Origin of the sequence: Micromonospora sp. NPDC005553, assembly GCF_042871765.1 — a bacterium.
Taxonomy (GTDB): domain Bacteria; phylum Actinomycetota; class Actinomycetes; order Mycobacteriales; family Micromonosporaceae; genus Micromonospora.
In genome coordinates this window covers 399,702-418,024 of record NZ_JBIAJD010000002.1, presented here as the reverse complement: position 1 = coordinate 418,024, position 18,323 = coordinate 399,702, and the positions used below count along the sequence as shown (strand labels likewise).

Annotated in this window: 18 protein-coding genes and 1 tRNA gene; 10 read left to right on the top strand and 9 right to left on the bottom strand. The window is 70.7% G+C overall.

Translation table 11 applies throughout. The annotated features are described in order from the left end of the window. Window positions 1-32 precede the first annotated feature (32 nt). Window positions 33-1,775 carry a metallophosphoesterase family protein gene (locus tag ACFYPG_RS09265; RefSeq protein WP_387351259.1) on the bottom strand — a complete coding sequence of 581 codons (1,743 nt, stop codon included), beginning with the start codon at window positions 1,773-1,775 and terminating at the stop codon, window positions 33-35. A 145-nt stretch (window positions 1,776-1,920) separates the two neighbouring features. Here ACFYPG_RS09265 and ACFYPG_RS09260 point away from each other — a divergent pair. Further along, window positions 1,921-1,997, top strand: a tRNA-Thr gene (locus ACFYPG_RS09260). A gap of 282 nt (window positions 1,998-2,279) precedes the next feature. Further along, window positions 2,280-2,660, top strand: a complete 381-nt coding sequence (locus tag ACFYPG_RS09255; RefSeq protein WP_387351258.1) for a hypothetical protein — start codon at window positions 2,280-2,282, stop codon at window positions 2,658-2,660. 591 nt (window positions 2,661-3,251) lie between these two features. Here the strand turns inward: ACFYPG_RS09255 and ACFYPG_RS09250 are convergent. Next, the gene (locus ACFYPG_RS09250; RefSeq protein ID WP_387351256.1) at window positions 3,252-3,896 is read right to left on the bottom strand and encodes a class I SAM-dependent DNA methyltransferase; all 645 of its coding nucleotides are present in this window, start codon (window positions 3,894-3,896) and stop codon (window positions 3,252-3,254) included. A 51-nt stretch (window positions 3,897-3,947) separates the two neighbouring features. On the opposite strand from ACFYPG_RS09250, the gene ACFYPG_RS09245 reads away from it, so the two are divergent. Together ACFYPG_RS09245 and ACFYPG_RS09240 are read left to right on the top strand one after the other, a co-directional pair. Next, the gene (locus tag ACFYPG_RS09245) at window positions 3,948-4,352 is read left to right on the top strand and encodes a VOC family protein (RefSeq protein ID WP_355004927.1); all 405 of its coding nucleotides are present in this window, start codon (window positions 3,948-3,950) and stop codon (window positions 4,350-4,352) included. A 31-nt stretch (window positions 4,353-4,383) separates the two neighbouring features. Then, entirely contained in the window at window positions 4,384-4,986 is a 603-nt protein-coding gene (locus ACFYPG_RS09240) for a DUF4240 domain-containing protein (RefSeq protein WP_387351254.1), read from the top strand. A gap of 23 nt (window positions 4,987-5,009) precedes the next feature. Here ACFYPG_RS09240 and ACFYPG_RS09235 read toward each other — a convergent pair whose 3' ends face one another. After that, window positions 5,010-5,627, bottom strand: coding sequence for a pyridoxamine 5'-phosphate oxidase family protein (locus ACFYPG_RS09235; RefSeq protein ID WP_355004929.1), 618 nt, complete (start codon window positions 5,625-5,627; stop codon window positions 5,010-5,012). A gap of 166 nt (window positions 5,628-5,793) precedes the next feature. Between ACFYPG_RS09235 and ACFYPG_RS09230 the strand changes: the two genes are divergently transcribed. Genes ACFYPG_RS09230 through ACFYPG_RS09220 form a run of 3 tightly spaced genes read left to right on the top strand, consistent with a single transcriptional unit; the run spans window position 5,794 to window position 7,963 of the window. Then, window positions 5,794-6,300 (top strand): DUF2231 domain-containing protein, encoded by a 507-nt coding sequence (locus tag ACFYPG_RS09230; protein WP_387351252.1) that lies wholly within the window; start codon window positions 5,794-5,796, stop codon window positions 6,298-6,300. After that, window positions 6,297-6,848 (top strand): Hsp20/alpha crystallin family protein, encoded by a 552-nt coding sequence (locus ACFYPG_RS09225; protein ID WP_355004931.1) that lies wholly within the window; start codon window positions 6,297-6,299, stop codon window positions 6,846-6,848. The genes ACFYPG_RS09230 and ACFYPG_RS09225 overlap by 4 nt, the downstream gene beginning before the upstream one ends. A gap of 8 nt (window positions 6,849-6,856) precedes the next feature. Beyond that, window positions 6,857-7,963, top strand: a complete 1,107-nt coding sequence (locus tag ACFYPG_RS09220; RefSeq protein ID WP_387351250.1) for a glycosyltransferase family 9 protein — start codon at window positions 6,857-6,859, stop codon at window positions 7,961-7,963. A gap of 1 nt (window position 7,964) precedes the next feature. Here ACFYPG_RS09220 and ACFYPG_RS09215 read toward each other — a convergent pair whose 3' ends face one another. Together ACFYPG_RS09215 and rfaE2 are read right to left on the bottom strand one after the other, a co-directional pair. Further along, window positions 7,965-8,843: a glycosyltransferase family 2 protein gene (locus ACFYPG_RS09215; protein WP_387351249.1), complete on the bottom strand. Its 879-nt coding sequence runs from the start codon at window positions 8,841-8,843 to the stop codon at window positions 7,965-7,967. Beyond that, window positions 8,840-10,669: a D-glycero-beta-D-manno-heptose 1-phosphate adenylyltransferase gene (gene rfaE2 / locus ACFYPG_RS09210; RefSeq protein ID WP_355004934.1), complete on the bottom strand. Its 1,830-nt coding sequence runs from the start codon at window positions 10,667-10,669 to the stop codon at window positions 8,840-8,842. The genes ACFYPG_RS09215 and rfaE2 overlap by 4 nt, the downstream gene beginning before the upstream one ends. Window positions 10,670-10,849: 180 nt before the next feature. Here rfaE2 and ACFYPG_RS09205 point away from each other — a divergent pair, with 180 nt between their 5' ends. Together ACFYPG_RS09205 and ACFYPG_RS09200 are read left to right on the top strand one after the other, a co-directional pair. Beyond that, the gene (locus tag ACFYPG_RS09205; RefSeq protein ID WP_387351246.1) at window positions 10,850-11,392 is read left to right on the top strand and encodes a type 1 glutamine amidotransferase domain-containing protein; all 543 of its coding nucleotides are present in this window, start codon (window positions 10,850-10,852) and stop codon (window positions 11,390-11,392) included. A gap of 173 nt (window positions 11,393-11,565) precedes the next feature. Further along, window positions 11,566-13,242, top strand: a complete 1,677-nt coding sequence (locus tag ACFYPG_RS09200; RefSeq protein ID WP_355004936.1) for an MDR family MFS transporter — start codon at window positions 11,566-11,568, stop codon at window positions 13,240-13,242. Window positions 13,243-13,359: 117 nt separating this feature from the next. Here ACFYPG_RS09200 and ACFYPG_RS09195 read toward each other — a convergent pair whose 3' ends face one another. After that, window positions 13,360-13,851, bottom strand: coding sequence for an NUDIX domain-containing protein (locus ACFYPG_RS09195; protein ID WP_355004937.1), 492 nt, complete (start codon window positions 13,849-13,851; stop codon window positions 13,360-13,362). A gap of 57 nt (window positions 13,852-13,908) precedes the next feature. Here ACFYPG_RS09195 and ACFYPG_RS09190 point away from each other — a divergent pair, with 57 nt between their 5' ends. Further along, complete coding sequence (locus tag ACFYPG_RS09190) at window positions 13,909-15,558, top strand: fatty acid--CoA ligase (protein WP_355004938.1); 1,650 nt, start codon at window positions 13,909-13,911, stop codon at window positions 15,556-15,558. A gap of 181 nt (window positions 15,559-15,739) precedes the next feature. Here the strand turns inward: ACFYPG_RS09190 and ACFYPG_RS09185 are convergent, their stop codons facing one another. Genes ACFYPG_RS09185 through ACFYPG_RS09175 form a run of 3 tightly spaced genes read right to left on the bottom strand, consistent with a single transcriptional unit; the run spans window position 15,740 to window position 18,292 of the window. Next, complete coding sequence (locus ACFYPG_RS09185; protein WP_357203791.1) at window positions 15,740-16,750, bottom strand: NADPH:quinone reductase; 1,011 nt, start codon at window positions 16,748-16,750, stop codon at window positions 15,740-15,742. Window positions 16,751-16,778: 28 nt separating this feature from the next. After that, on the bottom strand, window positions 16,779-17,432 hold the full coding sequence (locus ACFYPG_RS09180; protein ID WP_387351244.1) for an HAD family hydrolase: 654 nt from the start codon (window positions 17,430-17,432) through the stop codon (window positions 16,779-16,781). 32 nt (window positions 17,433-17,464) lie between these two features. Continuing rightward, complete coding sequence (locus tag ACFYPG_RS09175) at window positions 17,465-18,292, bottom strand: hypothetical protein (protein ID WP_387351835.1); 828 nt, start codon at window positions 18,290-18,292, stop codon at window positions 17,465-17,467. Between the last annotated feature and the right edge of the window lie 31 nt (window positions 18,293-18,323).

Here is an 18,323-nt window from a genome sequence, read left to right as displayed (position 1 = left end):
TGAGGTTCGCAGGTGAGGGTGGGGTGGGTTGGTCAGCGCAGGACTGTGGGTGGTTCCGTTAGGTGGGGAGTGAGGGGGGACTTGGGGGTCAGCCAACTTTGGGTGGGGGACTGGTCGGGGTTCACCTGCCAGTCGCGGGAGACTCGGTCCACCCCCAGCGGGTAGATGGTCAACGTGCCGTCCGGGTCGATGCGCAGTCGCAGGAACGACTTCGAGTCCTCGATGCCCTGGCCGGCGAAGAGTTCGTTGACGTTCACGCCGAACGAACCCGCCACCAGCAGGTACGCCGCCACCAGTTGGCTGGCGACCAGGCCGATCACCGGGCCGTAGAGCACCGCCGCGGCGACCGCCGGCAGCGGCCACGGCCAGTCGTAGAACGGCAGCGCCAACCAGACCCAGGTGCCGCCCGCCGCCAGAGCCACCTGCGCCACGCCGTGGCCGACGCCGAGGATCCAGTGCCGTGCGTGGCGTTTGCCGCTCGCGCTCGGCGGCTTGGCGAACAGGGCCGCGGCGATCACCGTCACGAGCACCATCACCACCAGCGGGACGCTGAACAGCCGCTGGTCGGTGCTGTCGGCCCAGTTCGCCGTCGCACCGGCCATGGCCAGCATCAGCAGGGTGTGCAGGGTGCCAAGCAACGTGGTGAAGCCGGGATTGCGCAACGGCAACCGGGGGAAGATGCCCCAGCCGTAGCGGCGCGACCGCGCGGCGTCCGGGTAACGGGCCACCAGGTCGTACGGCTGGGCGGTGCTGGCCTTGCGGGTCAGCGTGTCCCGCGGCGGCACCTCGATGCGCTCCGGCAGCTTGTGCGTGGGGTAGAGGTACGCGCCGCCCCCACCGCAGGTAATGAGCTGCCGGTCGGCCCCCGAGTAGCGGGCGTAGTGGTGCAGGTCGCCCGAGAGCAACAGCCGCACCCGCGCCCCGGTCGGATCGATGATCGTGCGGATGAAGTAGTCGATCGAGTCGTACGCCGTGGGGTCGTCGGCGGCCTTGACCCAGGTCGGCGCTGGCGCCGCGATGATCACCTTGGACTCCGGCCCGAGCCGGCGGGCCACCTCGTCGAAGTAGGCCAGCTGCGGGTCGTCCAGGTACGAGCCGGACTGGTCGTCCACGCCGAGCAACCACCAGTCGGCCGGCAACTCCACGGCGAAGTACGACCGGGACTGCCCGGTGCCCCAGCCCGCGAAGTTGCGGTCCCGGGAGCGGACGAACAACCGCAGGAACGCGGTGAGGCCGTCGTACCAGTCGTGGTTGCCCGGCACCGCGAAGAGCGTCGGCTTCTCGGCCGGCGCCACCGGCAGGGCGGCCTGGTAGGGCCCCTTGCACCGGTCCTCGTACGCGGCGTAGGCCGCCGACGGGTACACCTGGTCGCCGCCCATCACCAGCGTCTGCGCCCGGGGCAGGCGGTGCCCGTCGACGGTCAGTTCGGGTTGCGCCAGCAGGTACGCCACGGAGTAGGTGGCGTTGAAGCCGTCGCCGAGGTCGGCCACGTAGTCGAGCCACAGCCCGCCGTCCGGCCCGACCTGGCGGAAGACGTCGTCGCCGAACGCGTTCTGCAACTCACGCTTGTCGAGGTACGCCCCGAAGAGCACCGCCAGCAGCGTCCGGATGCCGGTGCTGATCAACAGGAACGGCGCCAGCCACGGCACCGGCTTGCGCGGTGTGAAGCCCAACTCCAGCGGGTCGGTGCTGCGCGGCCGGTGGGCGGCGCGTTCACCGGCCGGCGGGCGGTCAGGACGCTCCGGGTGGGGGGAATCGTCGCGTTCGTCGCTCACCCGCCGCAGCGTAGTCCCGGACCCGATCCTCCGCTGTCCGGTAATCGTCCAGATGGCGGCCGATGTCCGGTTGGTGCTGGCCGGCGCGACGGGGGGTATCCCGTTCGGTCGGTGGCGCCGGGGTGCCGTACACTTGCTGATCGTTGCCGCCTTAGCTCAGTCGGCTAGAGCGACGCACTCGTAATGCGTAGGTCGACGGTTCGATTCCGTCAGGCGGCTCCACGAAAAGGCCCAGGTCACTGACGTGATCTGGGCCTTTTGCTTGCGGTTGCGAAGCTGAGCAGCCAACCTCACTCACCCGACCACAGCGCCCCTCACTGGCGGCCAGCCGTCCAAGGGCCGCGCTCGCCGCCGTGCCGCCTCGGCGATGCGGCCCCCGTTCATGCCTGAGCCGTCCTCAACTAGCGTGCACCCATGGCCAGGTCGTTGGACGTCTCAAGTCCGGCTGCGCGTCGGGAAGCGCTCCGGGTGGTTGACGTAGCTGATCCCGGCCCTCACCATGCGATGCTCCGCGAGATCTTCGACCTCGAAAGAGCGTGGCGCGAAGGTCCGGACCCGGGCGAGAGCGACGAGTATGAGCAGATTTACGTAGCAGCCTTCCTGCTGTTTCTGATCGGCGATCCCGCAGACTCGCCCCGCCTATATGAAGCGAAGTTCCGTACAGGTGACATGGACCTGGCTATCGGCTTCGATGCCCAGGCCATCTTCGGAGCGGGCCGGCGTCAAACGCTTCAGTGGCTCCTGGACAACGGATACACCGACGAGCACGCGCATCTGTCCAAGTGGCTGTCGCAGGGGGAAGACCCCAAGATCGAAGACTGGGCTACGCATGTACGCCAGTACTTCTATTCGGCGGCCGGCGTACTGCTCCTGGATCCGCTCTAGACACCCGTGACCCTGGAACGTCGCCCCTGCTGCGAGTCTCGGGCTCGTCACGGCACCGGGGGCGATCATGTCGGACATCAACCGAGGCCGTAGCCGGCTAGAGCACCAGTTCAGCAGCAATGAGCGGGCGGCACCTGGTGAGCTACCGACGAGTCGGCCCTGTCGCTGGGTACCCCTCGTTACCTGTGTCGATTAGCGTGTCGACATGGATGGCCACCTCCTCGTCTGGGGCGCCGCGATCGTGCTTGGGTTGGCGACCCTCCTGCTGGGAGGAGCCATCTTGGCCAGGCGCCGCCGAACATCCCGAGTTGTTGGCCGAGAGGAACAGTTGCAGCAGGCCAGGCGTGCTGCCCGGCAAATCGTCAAGGCGGGCGGACGATCGAGGCGGGGTGGCCTGCGCGGCACTGGTACCGCAGCCGATGGCATCTTGAATGAGACGGGTGCTGCCCACTACGGAGGCGGTACGACAGGCTTGCCCTGATTGCCAATTCGCTGGCCTGCAGCAGGCAGCAAATCGTGCGTCATCATTCCCCACTCGGCCGAATACTGCTAACGCCGTTCGTGGTTGAGGTTGGCAGGGATGACTGTGGATCAGGGCAGTCGTCGTCCGACGATGATGCCGCCGAGCCGGCTCTCCGCCGAGGTGACTGTGGTCTGCGAGTCGATCGTGAAGCCGTTCTGGCGTAGCCAGGCCGCAACCTGGGCCGGCTGCCGACGATGGACGCGCACGTTCATCGGGTGCCCGCCGTAGCCCTCGGTCTTCAGGGTCGTTTCGTCGCCCACGTGGAAGCCGAGCAGCAGCGGGCCACCGGGGCGCACGACCCGCCGGAAGTGCGCGAACACGACGCCGATCTGGTCGTCGGGGATGTGGATGAGGGAGTACCAGGCGACCAGGCCGGCGACCGAGCCGTCGGCCAGATCGAGGTCGGTCATCGAGCCAACCTCGAACCTCAGCTCACTGTGGTCACGGCGGGCCACGTCGATCATCCCGGGCGAGAGGTCGATCCCGAAGGCGTCGACGCCGAGCGTGTGCAGGTGGGCGGTGATGCGCCCCGTTCCGCAGCCCACGTCCGCGACCGGCCCACCGCCGGCGGCCAGCACCAGCTCCGCAAACGAGGCCAGAGCAGCTCGTTCGTACGGTGCTTCCGCGAGGAGGTCACGCACCAGGCGCGCGTAGCTGACCGCCACGGTGTCGTAGGAGGTGCGAGTATCAGACAGCCAGCCGTCTACCGTCACCACGCCAACGTTAATTCAGCGACACGACCGGCACCTTGGAGGCGTCCACCCATGACTCCCGCACCGGTGATCGTGAGTCTGCCCATCGCCGACCGTCCGACCTCCTACCGGTTCTACCGCGAGGGCCTCGGCCTCCAAGCCGTGGGCGAGTTGGCCGACGACGGCCTCCCGGAGCCGTTGCAGTTCGTGGTCAATGACGGGCTGCGCCTGATGCTCGTCCCGACCGGCGGCTTCGGTTGGGTGATCGGCCGGCACGAGGTCGCCCCGAGGGGCCAGAGCGAGTGCCTGCTGAACCTCACTGTCGACTCGCCTGTCGACGCGGACGCGGTCGTCGAACGGGCCCGCGCTGCCGGCGCCGAGGTCATCACCGAGACGTCCGACCACCCCTGGGGGTACGCGGGCGTCTTCGCCGACCCGGACGGTCACTTGTGGATGGTCTCCGCCGCAGAGTCCTGAAAGCGTCGGTGGTGGTGGTTACGGTCTTGCGGTGACCGTGACCACGGATGCCCCTGGAACGCTGCCCACCGCTGCTGACGAGGCCCGGCTGTGGGCCCTCATCGAGGCGGCCTGGGCCGAGTTGGGCGCCGAGCCCCTGGCGCTGCGTCAGGCCCTCGTCGAGCGCGACCCCGCCGCTGACGACGGCGATGATGTCGACGATGACGACCCGTCCTACGCGATCGACGCCTGGCTTGATGCCTTCCTGGACCGGCTCGGGCAGTTGACCGTCGAGCTGACCGGGCAGGAGTTGACGGATCTGGACCGGGTGGTGGAGCGCAAGCTGTACGACATCGATCGGGAGGACATCCACGAAGTGACCGACGGGTCGGACGACGGCTTCCTCTACGCCCGAGGTTTCATCGTCGCCCTGGGTCGGGCCTACTACGAAGCTGTTCGTGCCGACCCCGCGATGGCGCTGCTGGACGCCGACTGCGAAGGCATGTGTTACCTCTTCGCGCACCTGCACAACGACCGGTTCGGTTCGTGGCCGGAGACCGGCTCGGGGATCTCCCGGGAGTCGTTCGGCAACCCGGACGGTTGGTCGGCCTGGCCTGCCGACGAGGCGGACCGGTCGCAGTCGGCCGAGGCGTAGCCAATCCGACCCGGCGCGGCCGATCAGACGTAGATCTTCGTGGCGTACTCGGGGCCGTAGTGCCGTTCCAGATCTTCGAGGCTCTCCGTCGGGGCCTCGACCTCCTTGATCAGGCGTGGCCGGGACGGCAGTGCCTCGGGCTGCCAGGTCTCCGGCCGCCACAGCGCGGACCGCAGGAACGCCTTCGCGCAGTGGTAGAAGATCTGCTCGATCTCCACCACCACGGCGAGCACCGGCCGGTGCCCCTTGACCACCATGTCGTCGAACCAGGGCGCGTCGCTGACCAGGCGGGCCCGCCCGTTGATGCGCAGCGTGTCGGTCCGCCCGGGGATCAGGAAGAGCAAGCCGATGTGCGGGTTGTCGAGGATGTTGCGGTAGCCGTCGGCCCGCTTGTTGCCGGGCCGCTCCGGCAGCGCGAGCGTCGTGTCGTCCAGCACCAGGGCGAACCCGGCCGGGTCGCCCTTGGGTGAGACGTCGCAGCTCCCGTCCGCGCCGGCCGTGGCCATCAGGCAGAACGGTGAGGCAGCGAGCCACTCGCGGTCCCGTTCGTGCAGGCGGGTGCGGTCCTTGTTGGCGGTCCGCGTGCTCGGCTCACCGAGCAACTCGCGTAACTCCTCGTGCGAGGTGATCTCCACCGTCACGTTGGTCCTCCCTCAGGCGTTGACCCGGTGGTGGGCACCACCGTCATCAGCCTAGGCCGCAGTGACCAGCGCGAGGTTTGTGCCGGGTTGCCGGGGGTACGGCCTCACCCGACGCGCTCGCCGACGTGGACCGTTCCGCAGGACGCCGACCAGTGGAGGCCGGGAGATGGAGAGCCGACTCAAGGTGCTGGGTCACCCAGTCCATCCGATGCTTGTCATGTTCCCGGTGGCGCTGCTGGCCACTGCGGTGCTGTTCGACCTGGTGGACACCGTCGGCGGTCCCGACTTCCTCGGCGAGGTCGCGTACTGGAACATCACCGTCGGCCTGATCGGCGGCCTGCTCGCCGCGGCGGCCGGCTCGTTCGACCTGCTGGCGATACCGAGCGGCACCCGCGCCAAGCGGGTGGGTCTGCTGCACGCGGGCGCCAACGTCGCGGTGATCCTGCTCTTCGCCGCCGTGTGGGCGGTGCGGCTCAACGCGGACTCCCGGGCCGCCGGCGGGGCGCTGATCGCCATCGAGCTGGTCGCGCTGGCGATTCTCGGCATCAGCGCCTGGCTCGGTGGCGAGCTGGTCGACCGGCTCGGTGTGGGAGTCGACCGTGACGCCGGCCTGGACGCGCCCAGCTCACTACGGCCGCCGACGGCCACCCAGCGAATCGGAGAGGTGTCATGAGCGAGCAGCAGTTTGGCGGCTTCGGCCGGGGGTGGCGCGGCAGTCGGCAGCAGGGCTGGGACCCGATGGGGGAGTTGCAGTCGCTGCGCTCCGAGTTGAGTCGCCTGGTCGGTGGTCGCGGCGGGGCGTCCGACGTCGAGTTGACCGAGACCTCGGACGGCTGGGAGGTCGTCGTCCGGTTGCCCGGAGTGGCGCCGGAGGAGGTGGCCGTCGAGTTGGACGACCGCGAGTTGTGCGTGCGAGCCCGCTCGGAGGCGGAGGTCAACGCCGACCACGGAATCCCCGGCGGCTTCGAGACGCGCGGCTTCGAATACCGGGTCAACCTGCCGGCGCGGGTCGACCCGGACACCATCGACGCGGTGATGGACCACGGCCTGCTGCGGGTGCGGCTGCCACGGGCAACGCGGCCCGCGCCGCGCACCATCACCGTCGGCCGCACCGGGCCGCGCTCCGGCGACCTCTCCACGGGTACGCCGATGCCAGCCGATCCCGCCGCGGACCGGGAGCTGCACCGCCCGGACACCGCCGGCGAGATCGACCGGCCGTAGCGGGTCGGGTGGTCACCCCGTCCGTGCTCGGCCCGACCGCCGAGCGCCTTCCCGACGTACGGCGGATCGCCGTGCTGCGCGCCAACGCGCTCGGTGACTTCATCTTCGCCCTGCCGGCGCTGGACGCCCTGCGCACCGCGTACCCCTCGGCGGAGATCGTGCTGCTCGGCGCGCCGTGGCACGCGAAGCTCTGGCGCGACCGGCCCGGCCCGGTGGACCGGGTGCTGGTGGTGCCGCCGGCACCCGGCATCCGTACGCCGGAGCCGGGCGAGCCGGAGTCGTCGATCGACGACTTCGTGGCCGCTGCCGCCGCTGCGGAATTCGACCTGGCGGTGCAGATCCACGGCGGGGGTGCCAACTCCAACCCGTTGATCAGCCGACTCGGTGCCCGGTTGACCGTCGGCCTGCGCGCCGAGGACGCGCCGCAGCTGGACCGGTGGCTGCGCTACGTCTACTACCAGCACGAGGTGATCCGCTACCTGGAGGTGGTGGCGTTGGCGGGAGCGCCGGCCACCACCATCACGCCGACGCTGGCGGTGACCGACGCCGACCGGGCCGAGGCCGCCCAGGTGCTCGGCCCGGCGAGCCGTCCCCGGGTGGCGTTGCATCCGGGCGCCACCGACACCCGCCGCCGCTGGCCCGCCGAGCGCTTCGCCGAGGTGGCCCGTGCGCTGCACGAGGACGGCTACGAGGTGCTGGTCACCGGCACGCCCTCCGAGCAGGAGGTGGTGGACCAGGTCGTCGCTGCGGCGCAGGTGCCGGTGCGCCCACAGGTGGGCACGCTCAGCCTGGGTGGGTTGGTGGGCTGCTACGCCGACTGTGCGTTGGTCGTCTCGAACGACACCGGGCCGCTGCACCTGGCCGCCGCGGTGGGCACGCCAACGGTGGGCATCTTCTGGGTCGGCAACCTGATCAACGGGGCCAGCCCGCTGCGGGGCCGGCACCGTCCGATCAGCTCGTGGACGGTGCACTGCCCGGTCTGCGGGGTCGACTGCACGCCGGGCATCTATCCGCACCGACCCGGCGACGGTGACTGCCCGCATCGGGACTCGTTCGTGACCGACGTGCCGGTGATCGAGGTGCTGGAAGCCGCCCGGGAGTTGCTCACCCGGTAGTTCAGGCCGGCTGCGGGGTGTCCTCCTCGGCGAGGACGACCTCCCACGCCTCCACGTCCCGGTCGGTGACGGTGGTGGGGGACTCCAGGTGGTACGCGCCGCTGGGCAGGATGCCCGCGCCACCGTAGCGGGACAACACGGCCAGCTGCGCCGCCACGTCCTCGCCCTGGTGCTTCTCCTGCACCCGACGCCAGAAGTCGAAGCCGCCGGCTTCGACGAGCTTGGCCCGGTCGTAGAGCACGCACCCGCCGATCCAGGAGACCTTGTACGCCCGCCACGCGCCCGGTGGCAGCGCCAACTGCTCGGTGATGTGCAGCAGGTTCGCGGCCGAGTGGATCCGGGCCCGGTGCCACTGCGGGGTGTCGGGTCGGATGCGCTCCGGTATTGGCGGCCCGATCCACTCCTCGTAGTGGCCGTGCGACTCCGGCCGCACGTCGTCGGTGTACGAGAGCCCGTGCACGCCGTTGCCGACGAACCCGCAGCCCAGCTCACCGATCGCGGTGACCAGTCGGTGCAGCGCACCCGGTTCCAGCCAGATGTCGTCGTCGAGGCTGAGGACGTACCGGGCGGCCGAGGCGGCGAGCAGGTAGGCGCGGTGTTCGGCCAACCCCCGTCGGGGCAGCCGGCGGGTCAGCAGCACCGGGTGGCCCCGGTGGCGCAGCGCCCGGACCATTGTGGCGGCGGCGGGATGCGCGTACGCCGGATCCCCGTCGGACTGATCGCTGACGACCACGCCGAAGCCGGGCACCCCGTCCTGGGCGGCGAGCCCGCCCAGGGTGACGGCCAGTTCGGCGGGCCGGTTCCGGGTCGGAATCAGCACGTCGACCAGCCGGTCGGTGCGGAACTCCTCCGGGGTGCCGGCGTCGAGAGGGCGGTTCACGACGCCTGGGTGCGCAGCGACGGGTCGGGCTCCCGGTCGTCGAGGTGTGGCGACGGGTCCTGGCTGTGCGACCGGATCCGCTCGATGATCGCGGAGGTGGACCGGTCCGGCACGTACCCCAGGGTGCGCACCTGGCCGCCGAGGCGGCGCACCAGCGGCGCCTCCGGCACCAGCTCGGGCGGATAGTCGCCGCCCTTGACGTACACGTCAGGTCGGACCGCCTCGATCAGCGCCGCTGGTGAATCCTCCTCGAAGACCACCACGTGGTCCACGCAGGCGAGCGCGGCGAGCAGGGCACCCCGGTCCTCGACCGGGTTGACCGGCCGGTCCGGGCCCTTCAGCCGTCGTACGCTGCCGTCCGAGTTGACCGCCACGATGAGCAGGTCGCCCAACGCGCGGGCCTGTTCCAGGTAGCGCACATGCCCGCGATGCAGGACGTCGAAGCAGCCGTTGGTGAAGACCACCGACCGTCCCGCCTCGCGGTACCCGGCGACGATCGTGTCCAACTCGTCGCCGCTGACCAGCGCGGGGTGGCTCGTGGTGTCGGTCGGCTCGCCCAACGCGGCGAGCAGGTCGTCGCGTCGGCACACGCAGGTGCCGGTGTCCGAGACGGTGATGGTGGCCGCGAGTTGGGCGAGTTGGGCGGCGGTCGGCAGGGGCGCGTCGGCGGCCAGGGCCAACGTCATCGCCGCCAGGTACGCGTCGCCGGCGCCCACGGCGTGGCTTGCCGGCACCGGAGTGCTGTGGCTGCGGCGTGGCTCCCCGTCGGCTCCGCCGACCACAGCGCCCTCAGTGTCCAGGGTCACCGCGACCACGTCGGCACCGGTGTGCGCACGCAGTTCGGCCAGCCGCGACTTGGCCAGGACAGCCCGATCGACGCCCTCCCCGGCCCGGGTGTTCACTGTGACGCCGGTGCCTGTGACGCTGAGCCCGTCCCCGGTGAGGGCGACCCGACCCTCGCCCGGGGTGGGCTCGCCGACCGGCCCCGGGCGGTCGGCCCGGGTCAGCTCGGCGGCGGTGTCGTCGGCGCGTACCGCCCCCGGGGCCGCGCCGACGGTCATCTCGGACGGCCCGTCGACGGGGTCGCCGTCCGGGTGTTCCAGGTGCAGTTCGGTTCCGCCGGTCGGTCGGGTCGTACCGCCCGCGCGGGCCAACAGTCGGGTCGCCTCGGCGAAGCTGGGGGTGACCACTGTCGGCGCGAGACCCCGCCAGTCGGCCAGGTCGTGGGCGTCCAGCGCGACTGTGGCGTACCGCTGGCGGTTCTCGACCAGCCACGCGCGGACCGGCGCGGGCAGCGCGCCCAGGCCGTAGTCGCAGACCACCAGGGTCGGCGCCTCCCCACCGGCGGCGGCGCGCAACTCCTCGGTGGCGCAAGTCAGGGCGGTGAGCAGCCGGCTCACCCCGTCGTGGTCCAACGCGTCCTCCGGGTCGCCGGAGTCCTCACGCAGCAGGATCTGGTTGCCGGCCAACATCCGCCGCTTCACCGGTGTGGGTCGCCCGGGTTGGTTGACGGTGCGGTCCCAGACGCTCGCGCGGTCCAGGCAGTCGTGCAGTTCGTCCCCGGCGACGTCGGCGCCGACCGGTGCCACCAGCACCGCCCGGCCGCCGAGGGCGGCGACGTTGACGGCGGTGTTCGCGGCCCCACCGGCGGCGGAGATCCGCCGACGCAGGGTGAGGACCGGGGCGGGCGCCTCCCGGCAGAGCCGGTCGGAGTCGGCGAACCGCCATTCGTCCAACATGGCGTCACCGACGATCAGGACTGGGCGTCCGAGCCAGCTCTCCACGACGGTGGCGAGCCGGCGCTGCTCCGCTGCTGCTCCTGCCATGCCTCCCCGGGTCCCCAGCGGCCTGGCGGACAAACCTGCGCGCCGACCGGTCCCGCCGCTGGTCAGGCGGTCTTCGGCGGTGTCTGACCGGTCCGAGCCGGTCCGACACCGCTCCGACCTGTTTCGGGCGTTCGAGGGCGGGAAGGGGATTGAGGTACCCCCGAAAGGAGATGTACCGAGATGGCAGCGACATTGCAGGGCAAGCGGATCGCCTTCCTGGCCGCCGACGGCGTCGAGGAGGTCGAGTACGTCCAGCCACGCGAGGCGGTCGAGGCCGCTGGCGCGACGGCCGAGCTGGTCTCGCTGAAGCCCGGTTCCATCCAGTCCTTCAACCACCTGGACCACTCCAAGACGTACGACGTGGACGTGACCGTCGACAAGGCCGACGCCGCCGGCTACGACGCGTTGGTGCTGCCCGGAGGGGTGGCGAACCCGGACTTCCTGCGGGGCGACCCGGACGCGGTGCGGTTCGTGAAGGCGTTCTTCGACGCGGACAAGCCCGTCGGGGTGATCTGTCACGGCCCGTGGACGCTGATCGAGGCGGACGTGGTGCGTGGCCGTCGGATCACCTCCTGGCCGACCCTGCGTACCGACCTGACGAACGCGGGAGCCACCTGGGTGGACGAGGAGTGCGTCACCGACGGCAACCTGACCAGCAGCCGCAAACCCGACGACCTCCCCGCCTTCTGCGCAACGATCACCAAAACCTTCACGACCCCCTAACCCCACCCCCAGTCTTTCCCCGGTGATCAAGAGGTTTGCGTCAGGAATGCGGTGCGTCCTGACGCAAACCTCTTGATCACCGCCAGGGTGCGGGGCGTGAGAGGGGGAGCGCGCGGGGGTTGGTTTTTTGGTGGGTTGGCGCATGTTCTGCGGCTCGCGGGATAGAAGGCCACATGACCACCGAAGCCTCAGATGCGCCGGTGCTGAACCGTCAGCAGATCCGGCTGCTCATGTTGGGCCTGATGACCGGCATGCTGCTGGCCGCACTCGACCAGACCATCGTCGGTACGGCGCTGCCGACCATCGTGGGCGAGCTGGGCGGGATCAACCACTACTCGTGGGTGGTCACCGCGTACCTGCTCGCCTCGACCGCGTCGACGCCGCTCTACGGCAAGATGGCCGACCTGTACGGGCGTCGGCCGGTCTTCCTCTTCTCGATCGGCACGTTCCTGGTCGGGTCGTTGCTGGCCGGGCTGTCGCAGAACATGACCCAGCTGATCGTCACCCGGGGCATCCAGGGTCTCGGTGCCGGTGGCCTGCTGACGCTCGCGTTCACCATCATCTCGGACGTGGTGTCACCCCGGGAACGTGGTAAGTACCAGGGCCTTTTCGGCGCGGTCTTCGGGATCTCGTCGGTCGCCGGGCCGCTCGTGGGCGGTTACTTCGCGGAGACCGACTGGAGGTGGATCTTCTACATCAACGTGCCGCTGGCGATCCTGGCGATCGTCGTCTGCTACCACGTGATGCGGCTGATCCCGTTCGAACGCCGGGACCACTCGATCGACTGGCTCGGTGCCGGCCTGCTGGTGGCCGGGGTGAGTTCCCTGCTGCTCGCGCTGAGCTGGGGCGGCAACGAGTACGCCTGGGGCTCCGGCGTGATCATCACGCTGTTCGTGGTCGGTGCGGTGCTGGGGGTGCTCTTCGTCCTCCAGGAGGCCCGGGTGGCCGAGCCGATCCTGCCGCTGCGGCTGTTCCGGAACGCCACCTTCGCGTTGGCCAACTCGGCGCTGCTCATCATCGGTCTGGTGATGTTCGGTTCGATCATCTTCATTCCGCTGTACCTGCAGATCGTGAAGGGCGCCTCGCCGACCCGGAGCGGTCTGCTGATGCTGCCGATGATGGCCGGCATCATCATCACCTCGATCCTGACCGGCCGTGCGATGACCCGGATCGGCCGCTACAAGTGGTTCCCGGTGGCCGGTTCGGCGACCCTCCTGGTCGGCATGTTCCTCTTCACCCAGTTGGAGGTGGCCACCTCGCTCTGGGTGGCGTTCGGGTACATGGTGGTGATCGGCGTCGGGCTGGGCCTGTGCATGCAGTCGCTGATCCTGGCGGTGCAGAACGCGGTCTCGGTACGCGACCTGGGTGCCGGCACCTCCTCGGCGACCTTCTTCCGGTCGCTGGGTGGTTCGTTCGGGGTGGCGATCCTCGGCACTGTGCTCTCGTCCCGGCTGACCGGTGGGCTCGCCGACCGGTTGCCCGGCGCGATCGCGCAGCTCCCGCCGCAGGAGCAGGCCGCGGTCGCGGCGAGTGGCGGCGCCAACATCTCGATCAACGATCCGGCCACCATCCTGGCCCTGCCGGGGCCGGTGCGCGCGGCCATCCAGGGTGCCTTCGTCGACGCGCTGGACATGGTCTTCCTGACCGCCGGCCTGATCGCGATCGTGGCGGTCGTGGTCACCCTGACCCTGCCCAACACGCAGCTGCGGGGTGCCGGCCCGAAGGGTGCCACCGGTGGCGCCGACCCGCTCGGCGGGGAGGCCCCGGCTCCGGGCGGCAAGCCGTTGACCCGCGAGTCGAAGGAGGAGGCGGCCGCCGACATGGAGGCCAAGTCCCAGACGATGATCTGAGCGTCTCGACACCGACCGTCCCGGATTGCTCCGGGGCGGTCGGCGTCATCCGGGGCGTCGGTGGTCAGGCGGGGCGGCGGTACGCGCCGTACCACCAGGTCGACCCGGGGTGCGGCCCTACTTGAGGATGAGCCGGTTCGTCTTCTCGAAGACGTCCAGGTCGGCAAGGGTTTCGACGACCGAGGTGGAGAGTGGGGTGGGAAACCGGTCGCGGGCGAAGAAGCCCGCGTCGGTGGTCTCGTCGGTGACCCGGGCCAACTGCCCGTCCCACTCCTCCACCTTGAACGCGGTCGTGAACACCTGGTACGTGTGCCCGTACATGTTGGTGCTCGTCCGGTCCGGGCCGGTGTAGAGGGCGAACGCGCAGACCCGCAGCGCGCGCAGGCCGGTCTCCTCACGGACCTCGCGTACCGCGCAGTCGGCTATCGACTCGCCCAGCTCCATCGCGCCGGCCGGCATGGCCCACTGGCCGTTGTCCGAGCGCTTGATCAGCAGAATGCGTCCGGCGTCGTCGTTGACCACGGCACGAGCGCCGACGAACATCAGCGTCCGATCGCCGGCGATCGCCCGCAACTGCCCCACGTACGAGTCGGCCCAGGAGATGCTCACCTGCGACAACTTACCGGGGGTTCCCAACGTGTGACCGGCGACACTAGCTTGTTACCCATGCGTAGCACGATGATGGACGCCCCTCTGCAGATCTCCCGGATCCTCGACCACGGTGCACTGGTGCACGGCTCGGCCGAGGTGGTCACCTGGACGGGCGCCGAGCCCCGCCGGATGACGTACGCCGAGGTGGGCCGGGCCGCCGCCCGGCTGGCACACGGGCTACGCGACGAGTGTGGGGTGACCGGCGACGAGCGGGTCGCGACCTTCATGTGGAACAACAACGAGCACCTGGTCGCCTACTTCGCGGTGCCGAGCATGGGTGCGGTGCTGCACACGCTCAACATCCGGCTCTTCCCCGACCAGGTCGTCTACATCGCCAACCACGCCGAGGACCGGGTGGTCCTCGTCGACAGCACGCTCATCCCGCTGCTGGCCCGGGTGATCGGTGAGCTGACCACCGTGCGGCACGTCGTGGTGGTCGGCGGTGGCGACCCGGCGCCGCTGGTGGCCGCGGCCGGCGACCGGATCACTGTGCACCACTGGGACGCGTTGCTCGCCGACCGGCCCGAGGTGTACGACTGGCCCGAGGTGGACGAGCGCGACGCCGCCGCGCTCTGCTACACCTCGGGCACCACCGGCAACCCGAAGGGCGTGGCCTACTCGCACCGGTCGATCTATCTGCACTCGTTGCAGGTCTGCATGCCGGAGGGTTTCGGCCTCGGCCCGACCGACCGCGAGTTGGCCATCGTGCCGATGTTCCACGCCATGTCGTGGGGCCTGCCCTACGCGGCCTTCCTCTCCGGCGCGTCGCTGATCATGCCGGACCGGTTCCTCCAGGCCGCGCCGATCGCCGAGATGATCGCCGCCGAGAAGCCCACCCTGGCCGGTGCGGTGCCGACCATCTGGACCGACCTGCTGGCCTACCTGGACACCCACGACGTGGACACCTCCTCGCTCGGTGAGGTGATCGTCGGCGGCTCGGCATGCCCGCCGGCGCTGATGCACGCGTTCGACGAACGGCACGGTATCGACGTCATCCACGCCTGGGGGATGACCGAGATGTCCCCGCTGGGGTCGGTCTCGCGTCCGCCCGCCGGAGCGACCGGTGACGATGCCTGGCGCTACCGCTACACCCAGGGGCGGGTGCCGGCGGGCGTGCAGGCGCGGATCGTCGGCCCGTCGGGCGACCCGATGCCCACCGACGGCACGGCAGTGGGTGAGCTGGAGGTCCGGGGGCCGTGGGTGACCGCCCGGTACGTCGGTGACGACGCCCCGGACGAGGAGAAGTTCCGCGACGGCTGGCTGCGGACCGGCGACGTGGGCACCCTCTCGCCGGACGGGTACATCAACCTGACCGACCGCGCCAAGGACGTGATCAAGTCCGGCGGCGAGTGGATCTCGTCGGTGGAGTTGGAGAACGCGCTGATGGCCCACCCGGCGGTGCTGGAGGCGTGCGTGGTGGGGGTCCCGGACGAGCGATGGGACGAACGTCCGCTGGCCACCGTCGTGGTCCGGGAGGGCGCTTCGGTGACCGCCGAGGAATTGCGGGACTTCCTGGCCGGGTCGGTGGCGCGCTGGCAGTTGCCCGAGCGCTGGGCGTTCATCGACACGGTGCCGAAGACCAGCGTGGGCAAGTTCGACAAGAAGGTCGTCCGTTCGCGGTACGCCGAAGGCGAGCTGACTGTCCGGGAGCTGACAGCCCCGTAACGTTTTCCCCGGCACTGTCGCCTGTTGGGGCGGGAGTACTCCTGAACCCTCCCCAGGGGCGGCCCCGGCGTTCGCACCGCGCCGGGGCCGCCCGCTCCACGCGGTTACCCGCAACGCCATTGTTGCGAAACTTGTTCGCATCTGTCCTGCTGACGGGAAAATCGGGTGGTCGGCGACCCGATCAGGCGTCGCTGGTGGTGATGAGCACCTTGCCCACCGTCGAGTCCTCCACCGCCTGGTGCGCCGCGGCCGCCTCCGCCAGCGGGTAGTAGTGCAACGGCAGACCGGCGTCCGCGCCGACCCGGATGCCACCCTGGCTGGCCGCCGCCGCCACGTCCTTCACGCCCTGCGCCTTGGCCGCCTTCGGCTCGGTGTAGACCAGGACGAACTGCCAGCGGGCGTTCGGCGCCATCATCGCCCGGATCGGGATGCTCACCTCGTCCCCGCCGTTGTCGGCGTACATGCAGACCGCGCCGCCGTGCCGCAGCACCCGTGCGTCGACCGAGGCGTTGCGGGCGGGGGCGACCTCCACGATCGTGTGGACCCCATCGGGAGCGATCTTGTGGACCTCCTCGACCACGTCCTGCTCCCGATAGTTGATCACGAAGGATGCGCCGGCCGAGGCTGCGAGCTGGGCCTTCTCCGCGCTGCTCACAGTGGCGATCACAGTGGCGTCGGCCCACCGGGCGAGCTGGATCGCGGCGTTGCCGACCGCGCCCGCGCCGCCCTGCACCAGCACCGTGTGATCCGCCAGCGCGCCCGCCCGCAGCGTGTCCGGCATGAACTCGCCAGCCGTCAGGCAGCGGTGCGCGGTGAGGAACGGAATGCCGAGGGCCGCGCCCAGCTCGAACGGAGCGGCACCGAGACGTACCGCCTGCCGGACCGGCACCAGCGTGTACTCCGCCGTCGTGCCCCACTGTCGCTGCCAGGCGGCCTCCCAGACCCACACCCGCTCACCGATCAGGTCGGGGTCGACCCCATCGCCGACCGCCTCGACCAACCCCGCGCCGTCCTGCCCGGGGATCTGCCACCCGTTCGGCGGGCTGTTGCGGCGGGACTTCCAGTCGGTCGGGTTCACCCCGGAGACCGCCATCCGCACCAGGACCTCGCCCGCCCCCGGCTCGGGCACCGGGCGGTCGACCAGGTCGAGCACCGAAGGGTCGCCGTTGCGCTCGTACACGATGGCCTTCATCCGTGGTCTCTACCCGGCTCGAACCGGGTCAACCCAGCTCGTCCACCAGCTCCGGGGTCAGCTCACCGATCGCGTTCAGCGTCGCCACGGCCAGCCCGGCGGCGTCCGGATCGAGCGGGTACGAGCCGTGCGGCACCGCCACCACCCGCATCCCCGCCGCCGCAGCGGAACGCACCCCGTTGGACGAGTCCTCCACCGCCACACACCGGGTCGGGTCGACGCCGAGGCGCTGCGCCACGCTCAGGTACACGTCCGGTGCGGGCTTGCCCCGCTCGGTCTGCTCGGTGGAGAGGGTCGCGCCGAACGCGTCGGTCAGGCCGGTCGCCGCCAGCGCCGCCTCGATCAGCCGGGTCGGCGACGAACTGGCCAACCCGAGCGGCCACCGCGCGGCCAGCCCGCGAACGACCTGGTCGGCGCCGTCGATCAGGGGTACGTGGTCCCGGTAGCGTCGGGCCATCTCCTCGACCACCTCGACGGCGACCTGCTCGGCGGTGCGGTCGACGCCCAGCTCTCCGCTGAGGTAGTGCGCCCACTCACCGGTGCTCATCCCCATCAGTCGGCGTTGCGTGTCGGGCTGCCACGTCCCGCCGTGCGCCGCCAAGTACGCCCGCCGGACCTCCTCCCACACCGGCTCGGAATCCACGATCACGCCGTCCAGGTCGAAGACCACAGCATCAGTCACGGGCCCATCCTGCCCGACCGGTGGGTGCCCGGTCAGCCGGGCAGCGCGGGTAGACCGAGCGGGCTGCCCTCGGGGAGCAGGGTGTGGGCGGACCGGGCGATCGGCTCCAGCAGCTCCCGCAGCCGGTCCGTGTCGTCGGCGCCGAGCGCCTGCCAGGAGTGCGCGGCGGCCAGGTCGGTGGCGTCCTCGATGGCCTGGAACTCGGCCCGGGCGTGGTCGGTGGCCGCGCCGTCACCGGTCAGCCAACCCCGCTCGGTGAGCCGCTCGCGGGCGGCCTGCCACTGCTCCTCGGACCAGCCCCGGCCCAGCAGGTACTGCGGTGGCGAACCGTCCAGCGCCACCCGCGCGGTCAGCGTCTCCACCGGGTCCAGGCCGGCGGCCACCAGCGCCGCCACGTGCCCGTCCCCCCGGTGCTCCCGCAGCGTGGTGGCGGCCTGCCAGAGCCGCGCCAACGGGTACTCACCGGCCGGGAGGGCCGCGTTCGCCGCGCCGAGCACCCGGCCGGCGGTCTGCGCCGCCGTTGCAGCCCGTTCCAACAGGTCGGCGGCCTCCACGAGGTGCGACTCAGGAAGCTCGTAGGTCAACTCGGCGAGCGCCTGCACCGCACCGGTCAGGCGGGCGCGCAGCGCCTCCTGGGGAGTGGCCAACCGCCACACCGCAGGCAGTGCCCGGGTCACCATCGGCGGCGCGAAGTTGAAGAAGGCGGCGATCACCGGGGCCGCCTCGGCGGCTCCCAGCGGCGCGGCCCGGCCGGCGAAGTAACCGCGCCAGTAGCCGCGCAACCCGACCGCCTCGTACGCGGCACGCGCCCGGGGGTGAAGGTAGGTGACAGCGTGGACCGGCTCGAAGTACGCCCACATCGACCGGGCGGTCCGCCCAGGCTCGTCCAGC